The 19,368-nt window shown below is 62.8% G+C and carries 17 protein-coding genes and 2 tRNA genes; 6 read left to right on the top strand and 13 right to left on the bottom strand.

The window, feature by feature from the left end; translation table 11 throughout:
- Positions 1-151: 151 nt before the first annotated feature.
- The 8 genes from AC6LJ9_RS16300 to AC6LJ9_RS16265 form a co-directional block, all read right to left on the bottom strand.
- Positions 152-1,378 (bottom strand): reverse transcriptase domain-containing protein, encoded by a 1,227-nt coding sequence (locus tag AC6LJ9_RS16300; RefSeq protein WP_498148362.1) that lies wholly within the window; start codon positions 1,376-1,378, stop codon positions 152-154.
- Between the two features lie 783 nt (positions 1,379-2,161).
- Positions 2,162-3,469, bottom strand: coding sequence for a hypothetical protein (locus AC6LJ9_RS16295; RefSeq protein WP_498148361.1), 1,308 nt, complete (start codon positions 3,467-3,469; stop codon positions 2,162-2,164).
- A gap of 101 nt (positions 3,470-3,570) precedes the next feature.
- On the bottom strand, positions 3,571-3,852 hold the full coding sequence (locus AC6LJ9_RS16290; RefSeq protein WP_498148360.1) for a helix-turn-helix transcriptional regulator: 282 nt from the start codon (positions 3,850-3,852) through the stop codon (positions 3,571-3,573).
- A gap of 569 nt (positions 3,853-4,421) precedes the next feature.
- Positions 4,422-5,693, bottom strand: coding sequence for a tyrosine-type recombinase/integrase (locus AC6LJ9_RS16285; protein ID WP_498148359.1), 1,272 nt, complete (start codon positions 5,691-5,693; stop codon positions 4,422-4,424).
- Between the two features lie 169 nt (positions 5,694-5,862).
- Positions 5,863-5,947, bottom strand: a tRNA-Leu gene (locus tag AC6LJ9_RS16280).
- A gap of 244 nt (positions 5,948-6,191) precedes the next feature.
- Positions 6,192-6,653, bottom strand: coding sequence for a preprotein translocase subunit SecG (secG, locus tag AC6LJ9_RS16275; RefSeq protein ID WP_498148358.1), 462 nt, complete (start codon positions 6,651-6,653; stop codon positions 6,192-6,194).
- Between the two features lie 23 nt (positions 6,654-6,676).
- On the bottom strand, positions 6,677-7,423 hold the full coding sequence (tpiA, locus tag AC6LJ9_RS16270) for a triose-phosphate isomerase (protein ID WP_498148357.1): 747 nt from the start codon (positions 7,421-7,423) through the stop codon (positions 6,677-6,679).
- 245 nt (positions 7,424-7,668) lie between these two features.
- Positions 7,669-8,646 carry an NAD(P)H-quinone oxidoreductase gene (locus AC6LJ9_RS16265; RefSeq protein ID WP_498148376.1) on the bottom strand — a complete coding sequence of 326 codons (978 nt, stop codon included), beginning with the start codon at positions 8,644-8,646 and terminating at the stop codon, positions 7,669-7,671.
- A 104-nt stretch (positions 8,647-8,750) separates the two neighbouring features.
- Here AC6LJ9_RS16265 and AC6LJ9_RS16260 point away from each other — a divergent pair.
- Together AC6LJ9_RS16260 and AC6LJ9_RS16255 are read left to right on the top strand one after the other, a co-directional pair.
- A tRNA-Ser gene (locus AC6LJ9_RS16260) sits at positions 8,751-8,840 on the top strand.
- A gap of 14 nt (positions 8,841-8,854) precedes the next feature.
- Positions 8,855-9,184 (top strand): hypothetical protein, encoded by a 330-nt coding sequence (locus AC6LJ9_RS16255; protein WP_498148356.1) that lies wholly within the window; start codon positions 8,855-8,857, stop codon positions 9,182-9,184.
- Here the strand turns inward: AC6LJ9_RS16255 and AC6LJ9_RS16250 are convergent.
- Together AC6LJ9_RS16250 and AC6LJ9_RS16245 are read right to left on the bottom strand one after the other, a co-directional pair.
- Positions 9,172-9,558 (bottom strand): hypothetical protein, encoded by a 387-nt coding sequence (locus AC6LJ9_RS16250; protein WP_498148355.1) that lies wholly within the window; start codon positions 9,556-9,558, stop codon positions 9,172-9,174. The genes AC6LJ9_RS16255 and AC6LJ9_RS16250 overlap by 13 nt on opposite strands.
- A gap of 30 nt (positions 9,559-9,588) precedes the next feature.
- Positions 9,589-10,314, bottom strand: coding sequence for a response regulator transcription factor (locus AC6LJ9_RS16245; protein ID WP_498148354.1), 726 nt, complete (start codon positions 10,312-10,314; stop codon positions 9,589-9,591).
- Between the two features lie 370 nt (positions 10,315-10,684).
- Here AC6LJ9_RS16245 and AC6LJ9_RS16240 point away from each other — a divergent pair, with 370 nt between their 5' ends.
- Positions 10,685-11,590 (top strand): LysR substrate-binding domain-containing protein, encoded by a 906-nt coding sequence (locus AC6LJ9_RS16240; RefSeq protein WP_498148353.1) that lies wholly within the window; start codon positions 10,685-10,687, stop codon positions 11,588-11,590.
- A gap of 241 nt (positions 11,591-11,831) precedes the next feature.
- Entirely contained in the window at positions 11,832-12,716 is an 885-nt protein-coding gene (locus tag AC6LJ9_RS16235) for a LysR substrate-binding domain-containing protein (protein WP_498148352.1), read from the top strand.
- A 24-nt stretch (positions 12,717-12,740) separates the two neighbouring features.
- Here AC6LJ9_RS16235 and AC6LJ9_RS16230 read toward each other — a convergent pair whose 3' ends face one another.
- Together AC6LJ9_RS16230 and AC6LJ9_RS16225 are read right to left on the bottom strand one after the other, a co-directional pair.
- A complete protein-coding gene (locus tag AC6LJ9_RS16230; protein ID WP_498148351.1) occupies positions 12,741-13,520 on the bottom strand; it encodes a winged helix-turn-helix domain-containing protein in 780 nt (259 codons plus the stop codon).
- Between the two features lie 53 nt (positions 13,521-13,573).
- Complete coding sequence (locus tag AC6LJ9_RS16225; protein WP_498148350.1) at positions 13,574-14,359, bottom strand: response regulator transcription factor; 786 nt, start codon at positions 14,357-14,359, stop codon at positions 13,574-13,576.
- A 14-nt stretch (positions 14,360-14,373) separates the two neighbouring features.
- On the opposite strand from AC6LJ9_RS16225, the gene AC6LJ9_RS16220 reads away from it, so the two are divergent.
- Both AC6LJ9_RS16220 and AC6LJ9_RS16215 read left to right on the top strand, forming a co-directional pair.
- Complete coding sequence (locus AC6LJ9_RS16220; protein WP_498148349.1) at positions 14,374-14,619, top strand: hypothetical protein; 246 nt, start codon at positions 14,374-14,376, stop codon at positions 14,617-14,619.
- A 168-nt stretch (positions 14,620-14,787) separates the two neighbouring features.
- A complete protein-coding gene (locus tag AC6LJ9_RS16215) occupies positions 14,788-16,023 on the top strand; it encodes an EAL domain-containing response regulator (protein WP_498148348.1) in 1,236 nt (411 codons plus the stop codon).
- Here AC6LJ9_RS16215 and AC6LJ9_RS16210 read toward each other — a convergent pair whose 3' ends face one another.
- Positions 16,024-19,320, bottom strand: a complete 3,297-nt coding sequence (locus tag AC6LJ9_RS16210; protein WP_498148347.1) for an autotransporter family protein — start codon at positions 19,318-19,320, stop codon at positions 16,024-16,026. It lies immediately after the preceding gene.
- Positions 19,321-19,368: the final 48 nt, after the last annotated feature.

The raw sequence follows: 19,368 nt of genomic DNA, 5'->3' as shown, positions 1-19,368 counted from the left end.
CCTATAGATTTATATTAGCATCAACGTCCAGAACGCCTGCGATCAGTGGATGTGTAATGGTTGAAATTCTCGAGCCACATCGATTAAAACCAACCTGTAAAAGTTCGCTAAGTATTGCTAAGCCACGCTTATCGATAGTGTGAGCACAGCCCTATTGCCTCGAAGCACACCCCCCTGCTCGAGCTGGCAAGCCTAAAAACCGGATGGCAGCGCTCGATAATTTACCTACATCGAGGCCTAGTCCGTTTGTATACAACCGGTGAAGAGCGTCGCCACCTATTTTATTCAACATGTTTTCTAGTTGCTCGTAGTTGCTGCAGCATTGATATGCGTGCAAGTATCCGGAGGCCTTCGCGCTCATCGCCGGCACAAGATTCTTTAGAGTAATACCACGGGAGAGCAACTCTTCGAGTGATGAAAAGGCCATCATCTCTTTGCGAATTTGCTCGATCTGCTTTGTGGAGAGAATCAGCGTGTAGCCGCCACTAGTTAACGGCGCCAGGGACAGCCCCAAGAATTCGGCAACATCGGAGGGAGCATAGATCTCGGACTTTGATCCTTTACCGACCGGGGGAATTTCCAATCCCAGCTTTCCCAATGCTGCGTGGCAATACTTAAAAATCTCCTCGCACTCCACTGCTGACTCAGCAAAAAAAATTAGGTCGTCAGCGTATCTCACCGCTTGGTACCGGCGTTTGGACACAGCCTCATCAAACTCCCGAAGCAATACGTTTGAAAAAAAGGGCGATAGCGGCATCCCCTGCCGAACCCCCAGACCAGGGCGAATTCCTAAGTTCCTTACTCGACGCTGGGAGCTCCTTTTGGCGGCCCCTATTTCACACGCCACTGCGGACCGTAAGAGGGAATGAAGGCTAGATTCACGGACCAAAGACTCGATTCTTCGAGTTAGCTCGTCTCTCGGAATCCGGTCAAAAAACGACGCAATATCGGTTTTAAATACCCACTTCTTCACATTGCGAATACGCACTGCGACCGCCGCAGCATCTTGCACAGACCTATCAGGCAGAAAGCCATAGCTTATTTTGTTTTTTAGTTTGGCACTGTACTTATCAGCCAGGAAATTCAGAAGAGCCCTTTGAACGATCCTATCCCGCACGGTGGGAATGCAAATCAATCGATCTTTCCCATTACGCTTCTTAAGCAAAACTGGGCGCAGGTCGCTAAAACGATAATGACCCGACGCGAGTTCCTGGTGCAATAATCGAAGATGCACGTGAACGTTCCGCTCAAAGTCATTTATTGAGGTGGCGTCACTACCCACTGTGTCACGGCTAGACGGTTTTGCATTCTTATATAAATGCCGCCAAGCTTCCCACAACGAATCTCTAGAGAGAACTTTTTGGTATGCGTTTGCCATTCATCCAGGTACAACGCTGAGTTTGAATTCCCCGGGTCTCAGCGTGTTTGAAGGCCTAGCCGACAGCCCCAACGCCTCGCGCCTCGTGGGAGGTCACTGTTCCGTTGATGCCGCCGGTGACGCTCCCGCGATATCTCGCGGTAGCGCCATTTTGCCGCTTGGTCACGTGCAGCGCAACCGTTACTGATGGAACAGCCTCGCTGCATACAACATCGCCGCCACAAATGAGAATGCGTCCCATTACCCCTCCTTTTATACCAAAGGTGCCTCCAACTATGGCGATTGCAGCCGCCAAAGTCCAGAAATACACGAAGGCGCGCGCGAGGAAAGAAAGTCGGCCGCGACTCCCAGTCGCGTTTGCTTGATCGCCCACGTCCCTGCCTCTGGCATGCCCTGCTCGCTTCTTATTCGCCCTCCCAATAGAACCCGGGGAAGAAGGCGACTCCAAGCAAGTCAAGCCGACAGCCCCAACGCCTCGCGCCTCGTGGGAGGTCACTGTTCCGTTGATGCCGCCGGTGACGCTCCCGCGATATCTCGCGGTAGCGCCATTTGGCCGCTTGGTCACGTGCAGCGCAACCGCAAAGATGCAATTGGCGCTCTAGCGCTGACGATTCTAGCGCAGTGAAGGCTTTGATGCTCAGATAAGCGCGCTAGGCAATGGGCGGCCAGCAACACGATTGGCCAGTTCCCTGACTGCCGCCCTTCATTCGACTACGCCCAGAACGCCAACGAAAGGGTTCGGCCGTCATCTTCGTCTGGGAATTCACATCCGAACAACTATTACTAAGCCTCCACTTGATCACAGATGACATCGCTCGATTCCCGTCGTCGACGAACCATACGCGCCCGCTCCAGCCGCGCGTCACGCGCGGTAAGCCATTCAGAAAGTAAATCCGGCGGAATTTTGCTGGGATATTCAGCGTCACGCGCATGCCGAAGCATGAGCAGCAAAGAACTGCCTATTCTCATACTCGTCTCCGTCGTTACCGTTAGATCCTCGCCTTTCCGCCCAAAGCGGGCCATTCTCTCAATCGCAATCTGGCCTGACAATGACCGTTGAAACGGGTCCAAGCCCAACGGCGTAGGCAAGGCAATGTCTACCCCACAACCCAACAATCTCTGGCGCGTTCGCGTCCCCTTCGAATCGGACAACGCCACCAACACATCCTCGCCAGACTCATAACGCTCCAGCAGTTGCTTGTTGTCCTGGGACAAACCATCTTTGGCATTTTCGAACTCTTGGTACTCCCCGTCGCCCAAATGAGCGAGACGAAACTCTCCTAGAGCAAAACAGATAGCCTTGACCAATTGAAGGTGAGAAGCATCCTGCAGGCGCCTTGGCCGATCTAGCCCAAATCTTCGGAGCACAATTTCCCCAAGCAAAACCTCCATTCGCACTTGCCCTTCGATCGCGCTAAGAATGCGATCTCGCTGCGTACGCAAGTCATGCGCGAGAAAGCCCCCTTGTTTTGATTCGCTGCCACCGCCCCTCATCTGTTCGCCCTTGATGTACATGCGCAACGAGCAGTCGCCCTTAGCGCGTGCCAGCACAGAAGTCGCGCCCCGAGAAGTCCATTGATCCACCTTTCGAACGTGGATGTCATGACGGGAGCTGACCGATTCCATAGCAGCGAGATGTTCGATGGCTGCACGCAATCGCTTATTCGCCGCCGACTGATTCTTGGTTTGCACATGCCAAGTCAGTTCCAGCATGGTGATGATTGCCGAACTGATAAACAATTCGCTTTCGGCCTTGGTGAAGCCTTGCTCGATCAATAGCAGGCGAATGAGCGTCGACAGAAGCTTCATTTCTAAGGGCAAGCTGCTCAATCCACCATGGATGCAGTTCTGACCAATCAGGGAGGCGGCCACGGGTATGCGGAACTCAGCGTAGAGAATGCGCCCTTCTCGCGTGTATTCGATGGTAGGCCTCAGCTCAATCTGGGCACCCGTCAGAGGGCTAGTCAAATAGGTGGTTGTCGGCTTGGTCCTCTTCGCATCAAACGTAGAAAACGTCACATGGTCAAAGCATAGCGAATGGTGGCTCTGGACGGTACCAAGGCACCCTTTAACGTGGATATAGTCGATCATCGTGTGCAAAAAACTGAGGGATTGGCATATGAACCGTCGACAACAGCAACTACGTTGCCGACGACTTCCGCGTTCTTCTGTTCGAGCGTCGAGTGTGATGATCAACTGCGGTCTTGCACCGAACTTTCGCCCGCCGCGGGCTGCTGGAAGTCGCTTCCCCGCCTCAGCTTCAAACGATCCAGATGAGAGGATTTATCTCGTTCTGCAATCTTGCCTTCTACCCAACCCACAATCTCTTCCAGCACGAAACGCGTGGATCGGCCGAGCTTTAGGGGCCGCGGGAACATGGGATCAGTCTTGAGACGACGGTAGAACGAGGATCGACTGTGATGACCGCTAAGCTCCATAGCTCGCGGCACGCTTACAAGCGTCTTGTGGTGCATAAGTGCATCCTTGTGCACTCTCGGGATTGTGAGGTTCTTACATGGATGACGAAACAGGATTGAGCGAGAGTTACCCACATCCTGTCTCAATAGCAGCCGCCCCAACGGCTTCGCATCACAAGCAAGTGTCTGATTTCTGACTGCAAGAGGTTTGAAGGAAAACCTCTCCCTCGGCGTTACACCGAAGCAGCAAGTCGAGCAGTCTTGGCGAAGGAGGCTCTTCGTCTCGAACTGGAGCCTGACAGGCTTAGCGAACCTGTAGACAAGCGCGCCTTGTAGGTGCTCGGGCTCATTGGCTGGACATACACACCAATCGATTTCCAAGCCTGAGAGACTTGGCACGCCCCAGTATGACCGGGAACGTGTGGGGATAAAAGAAGCGTACCAGAGTTAACGAGCTACGCGCTGGAACGTGATCGGACATTGCGTGAGATCGGCACAACGGGTGCACCAGAAAACTTGTGTTGATACGCCATTATGGCGCTGTCCGTCTTCGGGCGCAGGGCTCTCCACGAGGCCGTGATTAGGTTCGCATTAGGGCGCATACGGTACTTGGCGGAAGGTATCGGTCAGGTCCCAGTTGCTTGCGCAGCCTGCTCATCCAAGTAGTCGGCCCACCTTTGCATGGCCTCGCGCCGTTCGTCGACAAACCCAGTTCGGTCGTAAGCAGCCTGAATTTGATCCCGCTTGGCGTGCGCAAGCTGCGCTTCCAATACATCAAAGTCAATCTTGAGTCGTTCGCGCGCTATGGTCCGCAGCATGGCGCGAAAGCCGTGCGGACTATGTTCGCCAGCAAAGCCCATCAAGCGTAAGGCCCGAGAAAGTGCATCTCGGTGCAAGTGCGGATTTTTTAACTTTCCGACAGCAGGAAAGACGTGGGCAGCACCACCAGAGAACTGCTGCATTTCACGCAGCATCTCAATGGTTTGAGTCGGCAAACTTACAAGGTGGTCATGCCCCGTCTTCATGCGCCGCGATCCGTCGGCGTTCATGCCAGAGATGTGCCACTCCCCTCTTTCCAGATCTATTTCGGACCACTTGGCGCTCGCAACAACGCCGGGGCGTAAGGCGGTCCAAGCAGCAAGTAGAAGAGCTGACCGGACGATAACGCTTTCGTAGGCTCGAATCGTCCTCATCAATTGACCAACGTCCTGTTCCCGGGTCACAGCGGGCACATGCCCACCCCGATGCCTTGGGAGAACTCCTTTCAACCTGAGCACTTGATCGTCCTCACGTATACCTTCGTGGATGCAATAGTCCACAACGCCATTTAGGTATTGGATGGCCTTCTTGGCCAAGCTCGGAGTAGTTGCTGCGATCCCCCGCAGCGTGTCGGTCACATCAGGGCTGCGCAACATTCGCATGTCTCGCTCGCCGATGGCTGGCTGAAGTAACTTCTGAATTACGTATCGAGCCTTCCGGTAGCTCTCCAGGGCCCAACCTGGCTTGCGGGACGCCAGCCAGGCTTCTGACAAGCGTGTGAATGAATAGCGCTTTGCTTCCGCTGCTGCTCGCAGGGCAAGGTCTTGCTCGGCGGCGTGGGCGTTCAGCCGGATTTTCGTCTCCACCCGCGCACCGATGATGGGTTCGCCGATCCTGCCAGCCAACTGTACTTCTTCAGCCTTCTGGCGCGCTTCAGCAAGGCTTAGGCCTGGATAAGAACCCAGCACTACGGTACGTTGCTTGCCTTCCGGCAATCGGTAACGCGCGAACCAGGATTTCCGGCCTGACGGCCACACCTCCAAATGCAGCCCCAAGCCATCAGCCAGTGTGTAGCGCTTATCTTTGCGTTTTGCATTTCTGACCGCAATGTCGGTCAGTCCTTTAGCCAAACTAGGCATACAAAAAGGGGGCCCGTTTTGAGTATGAAGCCAAAAACATACTCAAAGCCCTACTCAAATGCAATGGATGCTGGTGAACAAACTGGGACGCCAGGCAACAAAAAACCCGCACTCTCATAGGAGAGATGCGGGCTCTTTACACTTCCAGGGATGCCCTGGAACAAATTCTTGGTGCCGACGGCGAGACTCGAACTCGCACAGCTTTCGCCACTACCCCCTCAAGATAGCGTGTCTACCAATTTCACCACGTCGGCAGGGCCATGCGAGCATTCACGATTCCGTCCCGAAGGCCAGCGCGCTACTCGCATGCCATCCCGGCGCTTGTCATAAAGGCAAGGCCAGAAAGTCGAGCATTCTAGCATGAAATCAGGCTTTCGGCGCGGTCGCGTCAAGGCTGCCGCCGATTACGCCTGCCAAGCAAAAAGCCGGCTGACGCCGGCTTTTGCTGCCTTGCCACAGCCGCCCCCTGCTCACAGGGGCCGGCCGCAAGCAGACGCCTTACTTCGCGGGCGTTTCCGCCGGCTTATCGCCCGAGGCGGGAGCCGCCGGAACCGAAGGCACCGAGGCGTCGGGCTTGGCCGGGGCGGAAGCCGCGCCGGGAACCGAGGACGCGCCCGGGACGGACGAGCCGCCGGGAACCGATGCGCCGCCCGGCACCTGGGGCACGGAACGGTCGGCCGGGAAGTTCTGCATCACGCTGGTGTCCAGGACCGAGGAGGAGCCCTTGTGGCTGACATAAGCCAGGCCAGCGGTGGTGGCGAAGAACACGACGGCGGACCATTTGGTCATGCGCGACAGGAAGTTGGCCGCGCCGGTGGCGCCGAACAGGCTGCCGGCCGAGCCGCTGCCGAACGCGGAACCCATGTCGGCGCCTTTGCCTTGCTGCAGCAGGACCAGGATGATGATAGCCAGCGCCGAGATCACTTGGACGGCCAGCAGAACTTTGAGAATCAGGGGCATTACAGACTCCGGAACGGAAACTTTTAGATGGCGGCGATGCGCAGGAATTCGTCGGCCACGAGCGACGCGCCGCCGACCAGGGCGCCGTCGATGTCGGCCATGGCGAACAGGCTGGCGGCATTGGCCGCCTTGACGCTGCCGCCGTACAGCACTTGCACCTGGGCCGCGCCCAGCGCGCGCAGGGCGGCGCGGATGGCGCCATGGACTTCCTGGGCCTGCTCGGGGCTGGCGCTGCGGCCGGTGCCGATGGCCCAGACCGGCTCATAGGCCAGGACCATGCGCGACACGGCGTCGGCGCCCAGGGCCAGCACGGGCTTGAGCTGGCGCTCGATGACAGCCAGCGTGTTGCCGGCATCGCGATCGTCCAGCGACTCGCCCACGCAGACCACGGGGGTCAAGCCGGCGGCCAGCGCGGCGCGCGCCTTGTCCGCCACGATCTGGTCGGTCTCGCCGTGCAGCACGCGACGCTCGGAGTGGCCCGCCAGGGCCCAGCGGCAGCCGAATTCCTTCAGCATGGCGCCGGAGACTTCGCCCGTGTAGGCGCCCTTTTCCTGAGCGCTGACATCCTGCGCACCCCAGCTGACGCTGCTGCCGGTCAGGGCGGAAGCGGCCTGGGCCAGGTACGGGAACGGCACGCAGACGCCGATCTGGCAATGGCTGGCGGCATCCACGGCGCGCAGCTCGGTCAGCAGCGCGGCGTTCTCGGCCAGGTTGCCGTTCATCTTCCAGTTGCCCAGCACGAGGCGGGCGCGGTTTTCGACTGAAGTCATGGCGCAAAGGTCAGAAAGGGTGAGCCCGGGAGGCCGGTCGCCGGCCAGCCGCGAGGCCTGGCCGCCGCCGGACGGGTGCCTCCGGGCCGTGTTGCTCTGTCGCGTGGACGGCACCAGGAGTGCGCCGACGACAGAAGGCTGCGGCCCATGAAACATTCGCCCACGGGTCTGCCTGGAAAAAATTCCAGGCGAAACCTGCGATTGTATCCTGTTGTGCGCCGGCGTGCCGGCGCACCCGCGTTTCCCTATACGGTCAGGATGATCTTGCCGATGTTCTCGCCGCTTTCCATCATGGCGTGGGCCTGGGCGGCCTGGGCCAGCGGAAAGGTGGCGTGGACGATCGGCTTGATGGCGCCCTGCTCCAGCAACGGCCATGCGCGCTCGCGCAGCGAACGGGCGATGGCGCCCTTGAAGGCCACGGGGCGCGGACGCAATGTGGAGCCGGTGATGGTGAGCCGGCGGCGCATGACCTGCGCCGTATCCACATTGGCGTGCGCGCCGCCCAGCTGGGCAATGATGACGATGCGGCCGTCGTCGGCCAGGCACTGAATGTCGCGGCCGATATAGTCGCCCGCCACCATGTCCAGGACCACGTCCACGCCGCGTCCGCCGGTGGCGTCCAGCACTTCCTTCACGAAGTCCTGGGTCTTGTAGTTGATGCCGCGCGCGGCGCCCAGCGCTTCCACGGCGCGGGCGCGCTCGTCGCTGCCGACCGTGGCGTAGACCGGGTTGCCCATCGCGCGGGCCAGCTGGATCGCCGTGGTGCCGATGCCGCTGGCGCCGCCATGGACCAGCAGCGCCTCGCCCTCGGCCAGGCGGCCGCGGTCGAACACGTTGCTCCAGACGGTGAAATAGGTTTCGGGCAGGCCGGCGGCTTCGATGTCGGACAGGCCGCGCGGAATCGGCAGGCACTGCGCGGCGGGCGCGACGCAGTATTCGGCATAGCCGCCGCCCGCGACCAGCGCGCAGACCTTGTCGCCGATCGCCAGGCCGCCGGCGGCCGCATCGCCGGACACGATTTCGCCGGCCACTTCCAGGCCGGGCAGGTCCGACGCGCCGCGCGGCGGCGGATAGGCGCCCTTGCGCTGGAACACATCGGGACGGTTGATGCCGGCCGCGCTGACCTTGATCAGCACCTCGCCCGGACCGGGCTCCGGCATGGGTCGTTCCACCGGCACCAGCACGTCCGGACCGCCGGGGCGGGAGATTTCAACAGCCTTCATCATGCCTCCTGGGTAGCAAATGGATTATTATTGCGCCCTTCGGATGGCATGCAAGCCATCGCCGGCAAAACGTTTGCCTGGCGATCGGCGCCGTCCCGACACCAGGAAGCGTGGCCGAGCGGTTGAAGGCACCGGTCTTGAAAACCGGCAAGGGTTTACGCCCTTCGTGGGTTCGAATCCCACCGCTTCCGCCAACACGATGCCGCGCATGGCCCTATCCCTAGCCTCCCTTCCGCTCCCCGACGGCTTCGAGCCGCACGGGGCGCTTGCTGTCGAACATGACGAGGAATCGGGCAAGGTCTACGAGATGTGGGTGCTGGACACGGCGCTGCCGTTCGACGCGGCGGTCGCCGCGCTGTCTGCGTTCGCGCAGCGGCACTTCGGCGGCCAGAAAAGAGAAGCCGCCACCGACCTGCCGGGCGTGCGCAGCTGGGCCGCGAACTGGACCCAGGACGGCCAGGAGGTCTCGGCGCAGCTTACCTGCGCGGACGCAGACAGCGCGGGCTATCTGCGCAATGTCTATCCCTACACGTCGTAGGATTGCTCGCCCAGCCGGAACCCCATGTCCGTGCCCCAGCGGTCGACATAGCGGACCCAACGCGTCTGGCATGACACACAGCAATAGTGCTCATAGCGGTTGACGGGGTCGCCGTCGACCTCGACGCAATCCACGAGGCCCAGCCGCGGGTGCGACTCCATACTGACCGCCACACCCAGCGGCAGGCTCAGGCAGGACTCGCACATGGATGCGGCCCGCGCCTCGCCCGAGGCCGGGGATGGCGCCCCCCTGCCGGTCCCGGCGCTCCCCCCGACGCCGGGACCGACCGCGCTCGCGCCGCCGGAGTGCGCCTCGGCCTCGGCGCAGATCCGGATCAACAGGTCGAGCACGGTCAATTCGCTCAGGCTCACCATGACGTGGCCCCCAGATACATGGGCGACACGCTAGGCATAGGCCTTCTGGCTGGCGGCGAGCGCCATCACGGGCGTCAGGCGGAATCCCTGCGCGTAGACGCTGCTCAGCTGGAGCCCGTTTTCAGGCTGCAACTGCAGCTTCACCCGCAGGCGGTAGACATGCGTGTCCAGCGTCTTGGAATCGAATTCCAGCGAGCGGCCCCAGATGGCTTTTTCCAGCACGATGCGCGGCACCAGGCGGCCGATATGCCGGAACAGGTACAGGCCCAGATCGAATTCGCGGCGCGACAGCTTCACCGGCTGGCCGCGCAACATGGCGATCCGGCCCACGGGATCGATTTCATAGTCGCCGACCCGGATCAGATCGGCCGGCAGCGCCTGATCGGGATACGCCCGGCGCAACAGCGCGCCGACCCGGGCCGCCAGCTCGCCGGCGCGCACCGGCTTGCTCATGCAATCATCCGCGCCGTCTTCCAGCGAGGAAGCCACACAGTTTTCCAGATCCGCCGCCTCCGCCAGCAGCAGGATGGGCTGGGCGCGTCCCGCCGCCGCGCGGACCTTGCCTACCAGCAGCGGATCCATGCCCCCCATCGACAGGCCCGCATCCACAACGAAAAAGTCGTAGTCCGATGCCTGCCCGGACTGCAGGAACACGCCGCCCTGGCCGTGGACGGAGCACTCGTGCCCCATCGCGTTCAACAAGATGGCCGTCACTTCGGCCTGTTCGCGCTTACCGCCCAACACTGCGATCTTCATGATTCACCTCAATGCGCCGCATGGCCAACCGGCCCGTGCGCCTAATCCACAATTCGGGATAAACCCTGTACTGCCTAAAGCCGCGTTAATTGATATAAATTGAAAAATAGTTAGCCGCCGCTTCGACACCCCCACAATCCGGGATCCGGGACGAGCCCGTCTTCCCTTCCAACTACCGCCTCGGACCCTCGATCATTCACTTCGAAACAAAACGACATAATGTGACGATGCGAGACATTCGAAACAGATGCGCGCGTTTTCAATATCTGAATTACGCAACGGTTACTAATCTAAGCAGAGTCTCCCTGCGTAACAATCGACAATACAGCTCCAACCTATGACCTAACGGAATACCTTTCGGGCTTTTTCCATGAGATTGCTGCTCCCCTCCATGCCCGAACTCCATGCCTTCCTCGCCGTCGCGCAGGCAGGCAGCTTTTCCGCCGCGGCGCAGACCCTGTGCGTCACCCAAGGCGGCGTCAGCCGCTGCGTGCAACGCCTTGAAGGCCGGCTGGGTATGCCCTTGTTCCTGCGCAATGGCCGTGGCGTTTCGCTGACGCCCACGGGGCAACGGCTATATGAACAAATCGAGCCCGCGATGCGGACGCTGGCGGAGGCGGTCTCCAGCGTCCAGGCCCATGCCTCGCCTCGCGGCGTGCTGCGCCTGCGCACTGTCTCCACGCTGTCCATGCGCTGGCTGGTTCCTCGCCTGCCCCAATTCCATGCGCGCATGCCGGGCGTGCGCGTGATCATCCAGCCCAACGTGCTGGACGATGACTTCCTCGAAAAGGACGTGGATTGCTGGCTCTACTGGCGCAAATCAGCCACCGGTCAATGGCCCAGGCATCTGCGCAGCACCTATATCATCGGGCGCGAGGTGGTGCCGGTCTGCCATCCTTCGATCCTGCCAGGCATCCAGTCGCCCTCGGACCTGATGCGCCAGCCGCTGCTCTATCACGTGGAAGCGCCGGAGATGTGGCAGCAATGGTGCGAGGCCTATGGCCTGCCCGCGCCCAGGATGCTGGATTCCGAGTTCAACATCATGGCGGCCGCCATCGACGCGGTGGCCAACAATTTCGGCGTCGTGCTGTCGCCGCGCTGCCTGGTGCAGATGGACGAGCGGGCGGGCCGCGTCGCGATTCCTGAAGGCATGTCCATGTCGAGTCGCCGCGGCTACTTCCTGTGCACGCCCAAGACGCGCGACGGCGATCCGCTCATCGACGCATTCCGCGGCTGGCTGCTGGAATCGGCGGCCGCCGACTTCGAGCAGGACTGAGCCGCGCCGCCTGACGCGGACGACGCCGGCGCACGCGGGCAGGCCATGCGCGCTGGCAGTCAGCAGAATTTGAATTTCAACGCGAACAGCGCGCCTACACTGGTCTGGCCCTTAACCGCCGCGAGTCCCGGCGCGCAGGCATCCGTCCAGATCACCGCAGGCGCATCGCCTGCACGCATGGGGCGCATGCCTGACATCGTCCGGCATACGCAATACGCCAATGCGCCTGCAGCTTCCCCCCATGCCAGAATTGCACGCCTTCGTTTCGGTCGCGCGCTCCGGATGCATCACCGCGGCCGCCGACGGCCTGGAAATGACACAGGGCGGCGTCAGCCGCAGCATCAGGCGCCTGGAGTCGCGCCTGGGCGTCATACTGTTCCTGCGCGGCGGTCGCGGCGTCACGCTGACCGAGGCCGGACGCCAGCTGTTCGACCGCATCGAGCCGTCGCTGCGCGTCCTCAGCGACGCAATGATGGAAATCGACACGCAGGCCTCGCCACGCAGCCGGCTCACGGTGCGTTCCGTATCGACGCTGGCCACGCGCTGGCTGATCCCCAAGCTGCCCGAGTTCAATGCGCTGGTCCCGAACGTGCGAGTCGTACTGCAGCCCTACGCGTCCGCCGACCATTTCCTCGATTCCCAGACAGACTGTTGGATCGTGCCGCGAACGGTCAAGGGCAATCCCTGGCCTCGCCATGTCATGGCCACGTATCTGGCGGGGCAACACATCGTGCCGATATGCCATCCCGATCTCGCGCGCCAGATCCTCAAGCCTGAAGATCTCCTGCGCCATCCGCTGCTCTATCACCTGGAGCAGCCGGACGACTGGAAGATCTGGCTGGATACGCAAGGCGGCGCGCCATCCTTCACCATGGATTCCGGCTTCAGCACGGTCGCCGGCATCATCGACGCCGTGGCCGACAACTTCGGCGTCGGCATCGTGCCGCGCTGCCTGCTGGAAGCTGATCTGAAGACGCAGCGCGTGGCGCTGCCATTCCCGAATCCGGTGCCCAATCATGGCGGCTACTATTTCTGCATGCCGCGCTCGCGCAGCAATGACCCGATCCTTGACGCCTTCTCTCAATGGCTGCAGCGCCGCGCGCAGCTGGATCTCGGATCTCAATGACTTCTGATCCCCTGCGCACGGCCGTCAGCGGCCCAGCGACACTCCTTCCTCCTGGCTGCGTTCGCCCTTGCCCACGGTAAGGTTGCCCACGAACACGTAGCCTCGGCCACGCACGCTCCTGATAGGCAGCTTGACGCCCTGCAGCTCGGCCCTGCGCTTCAGACGGCTGATCACCACATCGATGGACCGCCCGGTGATGCTGGAGCCATCGCTGGCCGATATCGTCTCGTTGCGCCTCGCCTCCACGCCCGGGCGCTGCGCGAACCACTGCAGCAGCGTGCGCTCCGACTTGCGCAGGTCTATGCGGGTGCCATCGGCGGCGGCCAGCATCCAGCCTCCGTCGGACAGCACCCAGGTTCCCGCCCTGACGCCATCTTCTTCGGCACGGCTCGCGACGCCTTCGAGGGTCACGTCGACGCGCCTGGCATCCCCGCCGCCCTTGCGCCGGATCGCCTGCAGAACCGCGGCGAGCTCCTCAGGGCCGGCCTGCGCGGACAGGCAATTGTCCGCGCCCGCCATGTAGGCATGGATGCGCCGATCGATGCCTGAGAACTCGCCGACCGCCAGCACGGAAGCATCCGGAAAGCTGCTGCGCACCTGGCGCAGCAGGAGCAGGAAATTCAGCCCCACGGGCAGGATCAGGTGCGTGAGCCCGCGCCCCAGGCGCCACTCGCCGGACAACGGCGCGGGGCCGACGTCCACGTCCTGGAACGGCAGGCCCAGGCTGTTGAGCAGGAAAGCCTGGCGCGTCCTGGCATCCGGCTCCTCGAAGATGACGAATATTTCGGCAGTGGCACGCATCATGGTTGGATTCATCCGATCTCGCACGGCCCGATCCAGGACGGGCCGCGGCTTGCTCAAGACAACGTCACCACCTGGATCAGGCGAAAACCCTGTGCATACACGCTGGCCAGCTGCAAGCCGTTTTCCGGCTGCAACCTGAGCTTGACCCGCAAGCGGTAGATATGCGTGTCCACCGTCTTGGAATCGATGCCCAGCTCCCGGCCCCAGATTGCCTTTTCCAACGTGGAGCGACTGACCAGCCGGCCTACGTTGCGAAACAGGTACAGGGCTAGGTCGAACTCGCGGCTCGACAGTTTGACCGACTGCCCATTGAGGGACAGCCGGCGCGCGGCCACGTCGATGGCATAGGCGCCGACTCTCAGCAAGTCTGCCTGCTGCTCCTGGCTCGGATAGACGCGCCGCGCCAGTGCCTGCACGCGCGCCGCGAACACCGCGATGCGCAGGGGTTTGAACATGACGTCGTCGGCGCCCGCGTCGTACAGGCTCGCCAGATCGGACTCCGCCGCGACCACCGTCAGGACCAGGATGGGAGGCATGTTGCTGACCTGCGAACGTATGCGTGCGATCAGGTCCACGCCTTGGTCGGCAGTGGCCTCGCCCAGGTCCAGAACGATCAGGTCCACGCCAGCGGCGCTGGCGCGCTCCGGCCAGGCATCGAACACGCCTACCTGGAAGCCCTGCTGCGTCAACAGGCGCGCCAGCTGGTCCGCCTGCTGATGCTCATGCCCCACGAGCGCGACATAGAGCGACGATCCTGCCGTTCTGGCGCCGCCGGCGTCTTCCGGTGCATGCCCGGCATCACCCTCGTCACGGGCCTCGGGCAGATAGGAAGCCAGCATCCCGGCGAGCAAGCGTGCATCAAGGGATTCCTGAACAGCATGGCGATTCCAATGCATATACCTTCCTGCAAATCTCGGACCACATGGATCCCTCTTTCGTGGAGCGCGCCGCACCCATCGAGCCGCTGGCGGGAAACCCCCTCCGCCACGGTCTTTATCGTCTCAACACTGATTCGGGTTCGATCGGCCCGCAAACAGCGATCCGTGAATCTCGTTGGCGCCGCGTGCATGTCGAAATACTACTGACCGAAAGCGGTTGAAATTCGAACAATAGTCAAAGCGAAGACCTTTCCTTTCCGCCTCTCCATAGACAAGCCGGGACCGAGCGCATCCATCATGCGAGCGCGTAGGACCAGGCTGATTCAAGCGTGCCATGCGCGATGAAAGAATGCTCCCGACGCATAGGGCGCCTGCCGCGCAACCAAACCATGATCGATACCATTCTCGTCGTCGACGAATACGACACGCACCGCGTGGGCCTGGCTAACGTGCTGCGCAAGGCCACCGGCGCGGACGTCATCGCCGCGCGCAACGGCAGGATCGCGCTAGACGAGATACGCCAGCAGCGCTGGGACATCGTGGTGCTCGACCTCGACCTGCCCGACATGACCGGCCTGCAATTGATCGACGCATTGGCGCGGAACGGCGGAACTGGCGGCATCATCCTGACCAGCGCGCATCCCGCGCGCCTGGTCCAGGCCGCGGCATCGTATGCGCAATCGCGCGGCATCAGCGTCCTGGCCACGCTGGAAAAACCGCTGAAGTCCAGCCGCGTGCGCGCCGTGGCCGAGACGCTGCAGGGCGAACTGCGCACGCTGCATTCCGCGACGCTTGCTGGCAAGCCGCAAGCGGCCACTCGCCGGCCATCGCGCGATGATCTCTTGCTGGCGCTGGCGACCCGACGCATCGAAGGCCATCTGCAACCGCAACACCACGTGGAGGGGGGCCGCTTGCGCGGCGCCGAGATACTGGCGCGCTGGCGCAACGACGACGGCACGCTGCTGGAACCGGCCGCCTTCCTGCCGGCATTCGAAAGCGCGGGCCTGATGCGGCCTCTGACCGACTACATGATCGAGCAGGCGCTGGCCGCTCAGATCCGGCTGACCTGGATCCGCGACCTGACCGTCAGCATCAATATTCCCACCGGCATCGCCAGCTCCGTCGACTGGGCGCAACAGCTGGCCCAGCAAGCGAGGCTGGCGGGCGCCACGCCCAGCCGCCTGGTGATCGAGATCATCGAGGACGGCGACGCGTCGGCCATCCCAGCCCTGACCGGCGCGGTGACCCAGCTACGCCTGCGCGGCTTCAATTGCGCGATCGACGATTTCGGCACGGGCAGCTCGTCGCTGGACCGCCTGCTCTGGGTGCCGTTCAACGAGCTGAAGATCGACCGCCACTTGATCAGCCAGGCGCGCCACCATCCGCACGCGCGGCGCATCCTGTCCAGCACCATAGGCATGGCGCGCGGGCTGGGGATCGCGGTCGTGATCGAAGGCATCGAATCCGACGATGATCTGAAGCTCGTGACGAGCCTGGGCGGACAGATCACCCAGGGCTATCTGCATGGCAAGGCCATGACGCTGGAAGCGTTTGAAATTTATGCCGCCACGCAGCGGGACTGGCAAAACCAGCCCGCCACATTGGCCGCGATCGCGACCTGCTGACTACCAGCGGTAACTCAGATTCAAGGATCCGCCGTAGCCGCGCTGGCCGGATCCCAATTGACCTATCGCTTGCACTGAGATCTGCGTTGCGCGGGTCACCTGCGTTTCGGCGCCCAGCTTGAGTTCGAGCGCATTGCGTGCCGGCGTCATGTCCAGCCTGTTCTCTCCCATGCGAACCGACGGCGTGCCGGCGCGATGCAGCCAGTTCGCCTCCAGGAAGGGGCGAATGGCGGGCTGCGGCGCGGCCGGGGCCGGCTTGGCGTATACGCGCACGCCCGCGCGCAGGGTCGTGTCGCCGCTGGCGCCGCTCTCCATGCGCGTGCCCTGCAGGCTGGTCCCGCTGGCGCGATAACGAGCATGCGTCAACTGCACATGCGGCTCGACGGCAAGATCGGCCAGAACCAATGTCGCCGCGAAGGGCTTGAAGGCATAACCGGCCTCCACCGACGCCGACCAGACGCCCGAGCGGTAGCTGGCCGATCCCAGGTCGCTGCCGATGCGATTGTCATATCGGCCGTACTGTATCCAGGCATCGGCGAACGCGCCCAGGCGCTCGACATCGTCGGCATAGGCCGTGGCATAGACGCCAGCGGCATAGCCCGACACCTTTCCCGAGGCGCGCGCGCGCATGGACGGCTGGCCGCCCAGGCGCAACGTCGACGCCGAACCTGTGCGGGCGTCGCCATAACCCGCCATCACGCCGGCGTATACGGCCCCCATGCCGCCCAGCGGCGCGCGCAGCAGGTCGCCGCCGATCTGAATCAGCGAGCTGTCCGTGTCGATGTCCACCTTGCCGGCCGTCATGCGCATGCCGCCATCGTGGCGGCCAAGCACGCGCGTCCATAGCCTGCGGCCCGAGGCGTCGTCGTCGGAGACGCCTCGGCGCGCCGCCACGCGGTCATGCAGGCTGTGCGAGAACAGGCTCATCGCGGCGAGCTGGTTGCCGACATAGGCGCCACTCTCCGGCGAGACATTCTGGAAAGATTTGCCGACGTCGGGCGTGACGGCTGGCGGGGTCGTGGGCGAGACAGGCGCAGGGGTCGCCGCCGAGGACGTGCTCAGATACCAGTCGTCGGCCACGCCGCCGTAGCCGCCGCGCCGCAGGCTGTATTCGTAGCCGTTGGCCGCCAAGGTGCCAAAGCCGGGGCGATAGCCGGTCGAACCGGGATCCAGCCGGAACGCGCTGGCCGAGGTAGACCCGCCATTGACCGTTTCGACCACGCGGATGCCAATGTTGGTCCGAGCGCCGCTGCCTCCGGCGTTGACGATGCGCAGGCCGGTATTGCCGGTGGCCGCGCCGCCATCGATGACCAGCCGATCGGTGGGCGAGCTGTCGTCGCCCAGCCGGGTGTTCAGGACCAGTGTTCCGCTGCCCGCATAGTGGGTGACGGTCAGCGTCTTGAAACCGTTCGAGGCCGACAGCGCGGCGGGCGAGGAGGACGGCATCGTCAGCGGCGCGGCCGGCGCGTCGAAGGCCACCAGGCCATCGTTGTTCAGGGATTCCAGGCGCGAATCGCCCCGCACATGCCAGGCGCTCGTGCTGTCGATCGACAGACTGTTGATTCGACCCGCGTCGAACTGCCTCACCGCGCCCGTCAGCACGCTGCCGCGCTCGAGCCGCAGATCGACGACGCCGGCCGAGGCCAGCACGTCGCCGGTCAGGCTGGCGTTGCTGGCGTTCAGCGTGACCGTCCCCACCGGCACGTCGGGCGGCAGCGAAGACGGGGGCATGAAAGGATAGTCATCGGCATAGTGATATGCCTGCACGCGCATCAACACGCCCTCGGCCAGCTGTCCGGCGGCGCGCGCGGCAACGCGGACGCCGTCCAGCGTGAAACGATGCTGGTTGCCGCCGGCAACCAGCAGGCCGACGCCGTCCTGCGTATCGACACTGGCGCCATTGGACAGGGAAAATGTATTGATCGAGGCAGGCACCGACTCGGTCGCCATGGACGCAATGCCGGCGCTGCCCGCGCCGGACGTCGAGATCGCCGTGCCGCTGACCGTGAAGCTGCCGCCCCCCACGCCGTTCACGACATTGGCGGAAAGACCCGCCGCCTTGCTCCCCGAGGTCTCGATGCTGCCGCCCGCCAGCGAGACCCGCCCGCCGCCGTTGGCGGCCACGCCATGGGAGCCCTGGCCTTCGGTCACGATGCGCGTGTTTTGAAGATCCAGGTCGCTGCTGCCCATCACCCACAGGCCAGGGCTACGATCCCCATGCGTCAAGACCGAACTGTCGCTCAGGGATACCCTGTCGTCGCCACCGTAAACCAACACGCCCCCCCCGCCCATTACGCCGACTTCTATCGACAGCTGTTTGCCGTCGATGCGGTTGCCGCCGCTGCCGAACATGTCAAAGTCCGACACGGTCAGCGCCTCGCCGCCTGTCTTGATGACGACGTTCTCCAGGGTGACGCTGGAGTTCGTGCCCTGGTCGATCAGCACGGCGTGGTGGCCTTCGTTGATGAGGGAAGCGTCGCGCACCGTGAGGTGAATGTTGGCCTGGCGCTGTGCCGTTTGGAACAGGGTCCGGCCAGCGCTCTGGACGGAACCGCCCGAGATGTCGACACTGCCGTCCCGGTACAGCAAGAACACCGTGCCGTACATATTGCTGGGCTGCGTCCGGAACGTGCTGTTCCTGGCGACGAGCGAGCTGCCCCAGCCCACAGTGGCCACGAGCATTCCGGTGCTGTTGATGTGCGTCACCCCATCCAGCGTCAGGCTGGAGTCGTTGAAGACGGTGTTCGTGCCCTCGATCACCACGTTGCTGGCCGATACGACAGACTGATCCCTCACCATCAGCGCCGTACCGTCATGCGCCAGCAACTTTCCTCCCTCCAGCGTGACATGCGCCCCTTCGCTCATCTCGGCCAGGTATCCCTGGTTCTTCAGAATGCTCAGCGTCGAGTTGACGATCTTGGCGTTGCTGCCCGCGCCGCGGACCCACAGCGTCCTGGTGTGATCGCCGTCCGCGCTCGCGACGGAGTTGCGCAGATCCAGGCCGCCACCATCCTCAACGCCCATGGCGGAGGTCATGTCGTTCAAGGTCTGCACGCTCACGCCATCGGCGACGATGCGATTGCCGGCCACCGATACCCTCAAGGTGCCATCGGTCGTGCCGTACGAGTGGTCATAGGCATAGGCCGCCGAATCGCCCGGCTGCAGGGTGACGGTGGTGGCGCCGTTGGGATCGTCCACCAGGACCTGACCATAAGACGTCGCCCAGGCCGCGACCGGCAACAGGGGGGCCGCGATCCCGAGCAGGGCGGCCACGAGGGGGTTTAAGCGGAGTTTCATCGCGAGAGCAATCGTCCACCTCGCGCGAGGCTCGAAGGCGGACGGCGC

Source organism: Achromobacter sp. 1011811831, from assembly GCF_059760905.1.
Note: the sequence above shows the minus strand (reverse complement) of the source record. Positions and strands in the feature narration are given on the sequence as shown.

Bases quoted from the DNA above. Each gene is read 5' to 3' on its own strand.
- AC6LJ9_RS16300 (WP_498148362.1), bottom strand. From the start codon at position 1,378: ATGGCAAACGCATACCAAAAAGTTCTCTCTAGAGATTCGTTGTGGGAA.
- AC6LJ9_RS16295 (WP_498148361.1), bottom strand. From the start codon at position 3,469: ATGATCGACTATATCCACGTTAAAGGGTGCCTTGGTACCGTCCAGAGC.
- AC6LJ9_RS16290 (WP_498148360.1), bottom strand. From the start codon at position 3,852: ATGCACCACAAGACGCTTGTAAGCGTGCCGCGAGCTATGGAGCTTAGC.
- AC6LJ9_RS16285 (WP_498148359.1), bottom strand. From the start codon at position 5,693: ATGCCTAGTTTGGCTAAAGGACTGACCGACATTGCGGTCAGAAATGCA.
- secG (WP_498148358.1), bottom strand. From the start codon at position 6,653: ATGCCCCTGATTCTCAAAGTTCTGCTGGCCGTCCAAGTGATCTCGGCG.
- tpiA (WP_498148357.1), bottom strand. From the start codon at position 7,423: ATGACTTCAGTCGAAAACCGCGCCCGCCTCGTGCTGGGCAACTGGAAG.
- AC6LJ9_RS16265 (WP_498148376.1), bottom strand. From the start codon at position 8,646: ATGAAGGCTGTTGAAATCTCCCGCCCCGGCGGTCCGGACGTGCTGGTG.
- AC6LJ9_RS16255 (WP_498148356.1), top strand. From the start codon at position 8,855: ATGGCCCTATCCCTAGCCTCCCTTCCGCTCCCCGACGGCTTCGAGCCG.
- AC6LJ9_RS16250 (WP_498148355.1), bottom strand. From the start codon at position 9,558: ATGGTGAGCCTGAGCGAATTGACCGTGCTCGACCTGTTGATCCGGATC.
- AC6LJ9_RS16245 (WP_498148354.1), bottom strand. From the start codon at position 10,314: ATGAAGATCGCAGTGTTGGGCGGTAAGCGCGAACAGGCCGAAGTGACG.
- AC6LJ9_RS16240 (WP_498148353.1), top strand. From the start codon at position 10,685: ATGAGATTGCTGCTCCCCTCCATGCCCGAACTCCATGCCTTCCTCGCC.
- AC6LJ9_RS16235 (WP_498148352.1), top strand. From the start codon at position 11,832: ATGCCAGAATTGCACGCCTTCGTTTCGGTCGCGCGCTCCGGATGCATC.
- AC6LJ9_RS16230 (WP_498148351.1), bottom strand. From the start codon at position 13,520: ATGATGCGTGCCACTGCCGAAATATTCGTCATCTTCGAGGAGCCGGAT.
- AC6LJ9_RS16225 (WP_498148350.1), bottom strand. From the start codon at position 14,359: ATGCTGGCTTCCTATCTGCCCGAGGCCCGTGACGAGGGTGATGCCGGG.
- AC6LJ9_RS16215 (WP_498148348.1), top strand. From the start codon at position 14,788: ATGATCGATACCATTCTCGTCGTCGACGAATACGACACGCACCGCGTG.
- AC6LJ9_RS16210 (WP_498148347.1), bottom strand. From the start codon at position 19,320: ATGAAACTCCGCTTAAACCCCCTCGTGGCCGCCCTGCTCGGGATCGCG.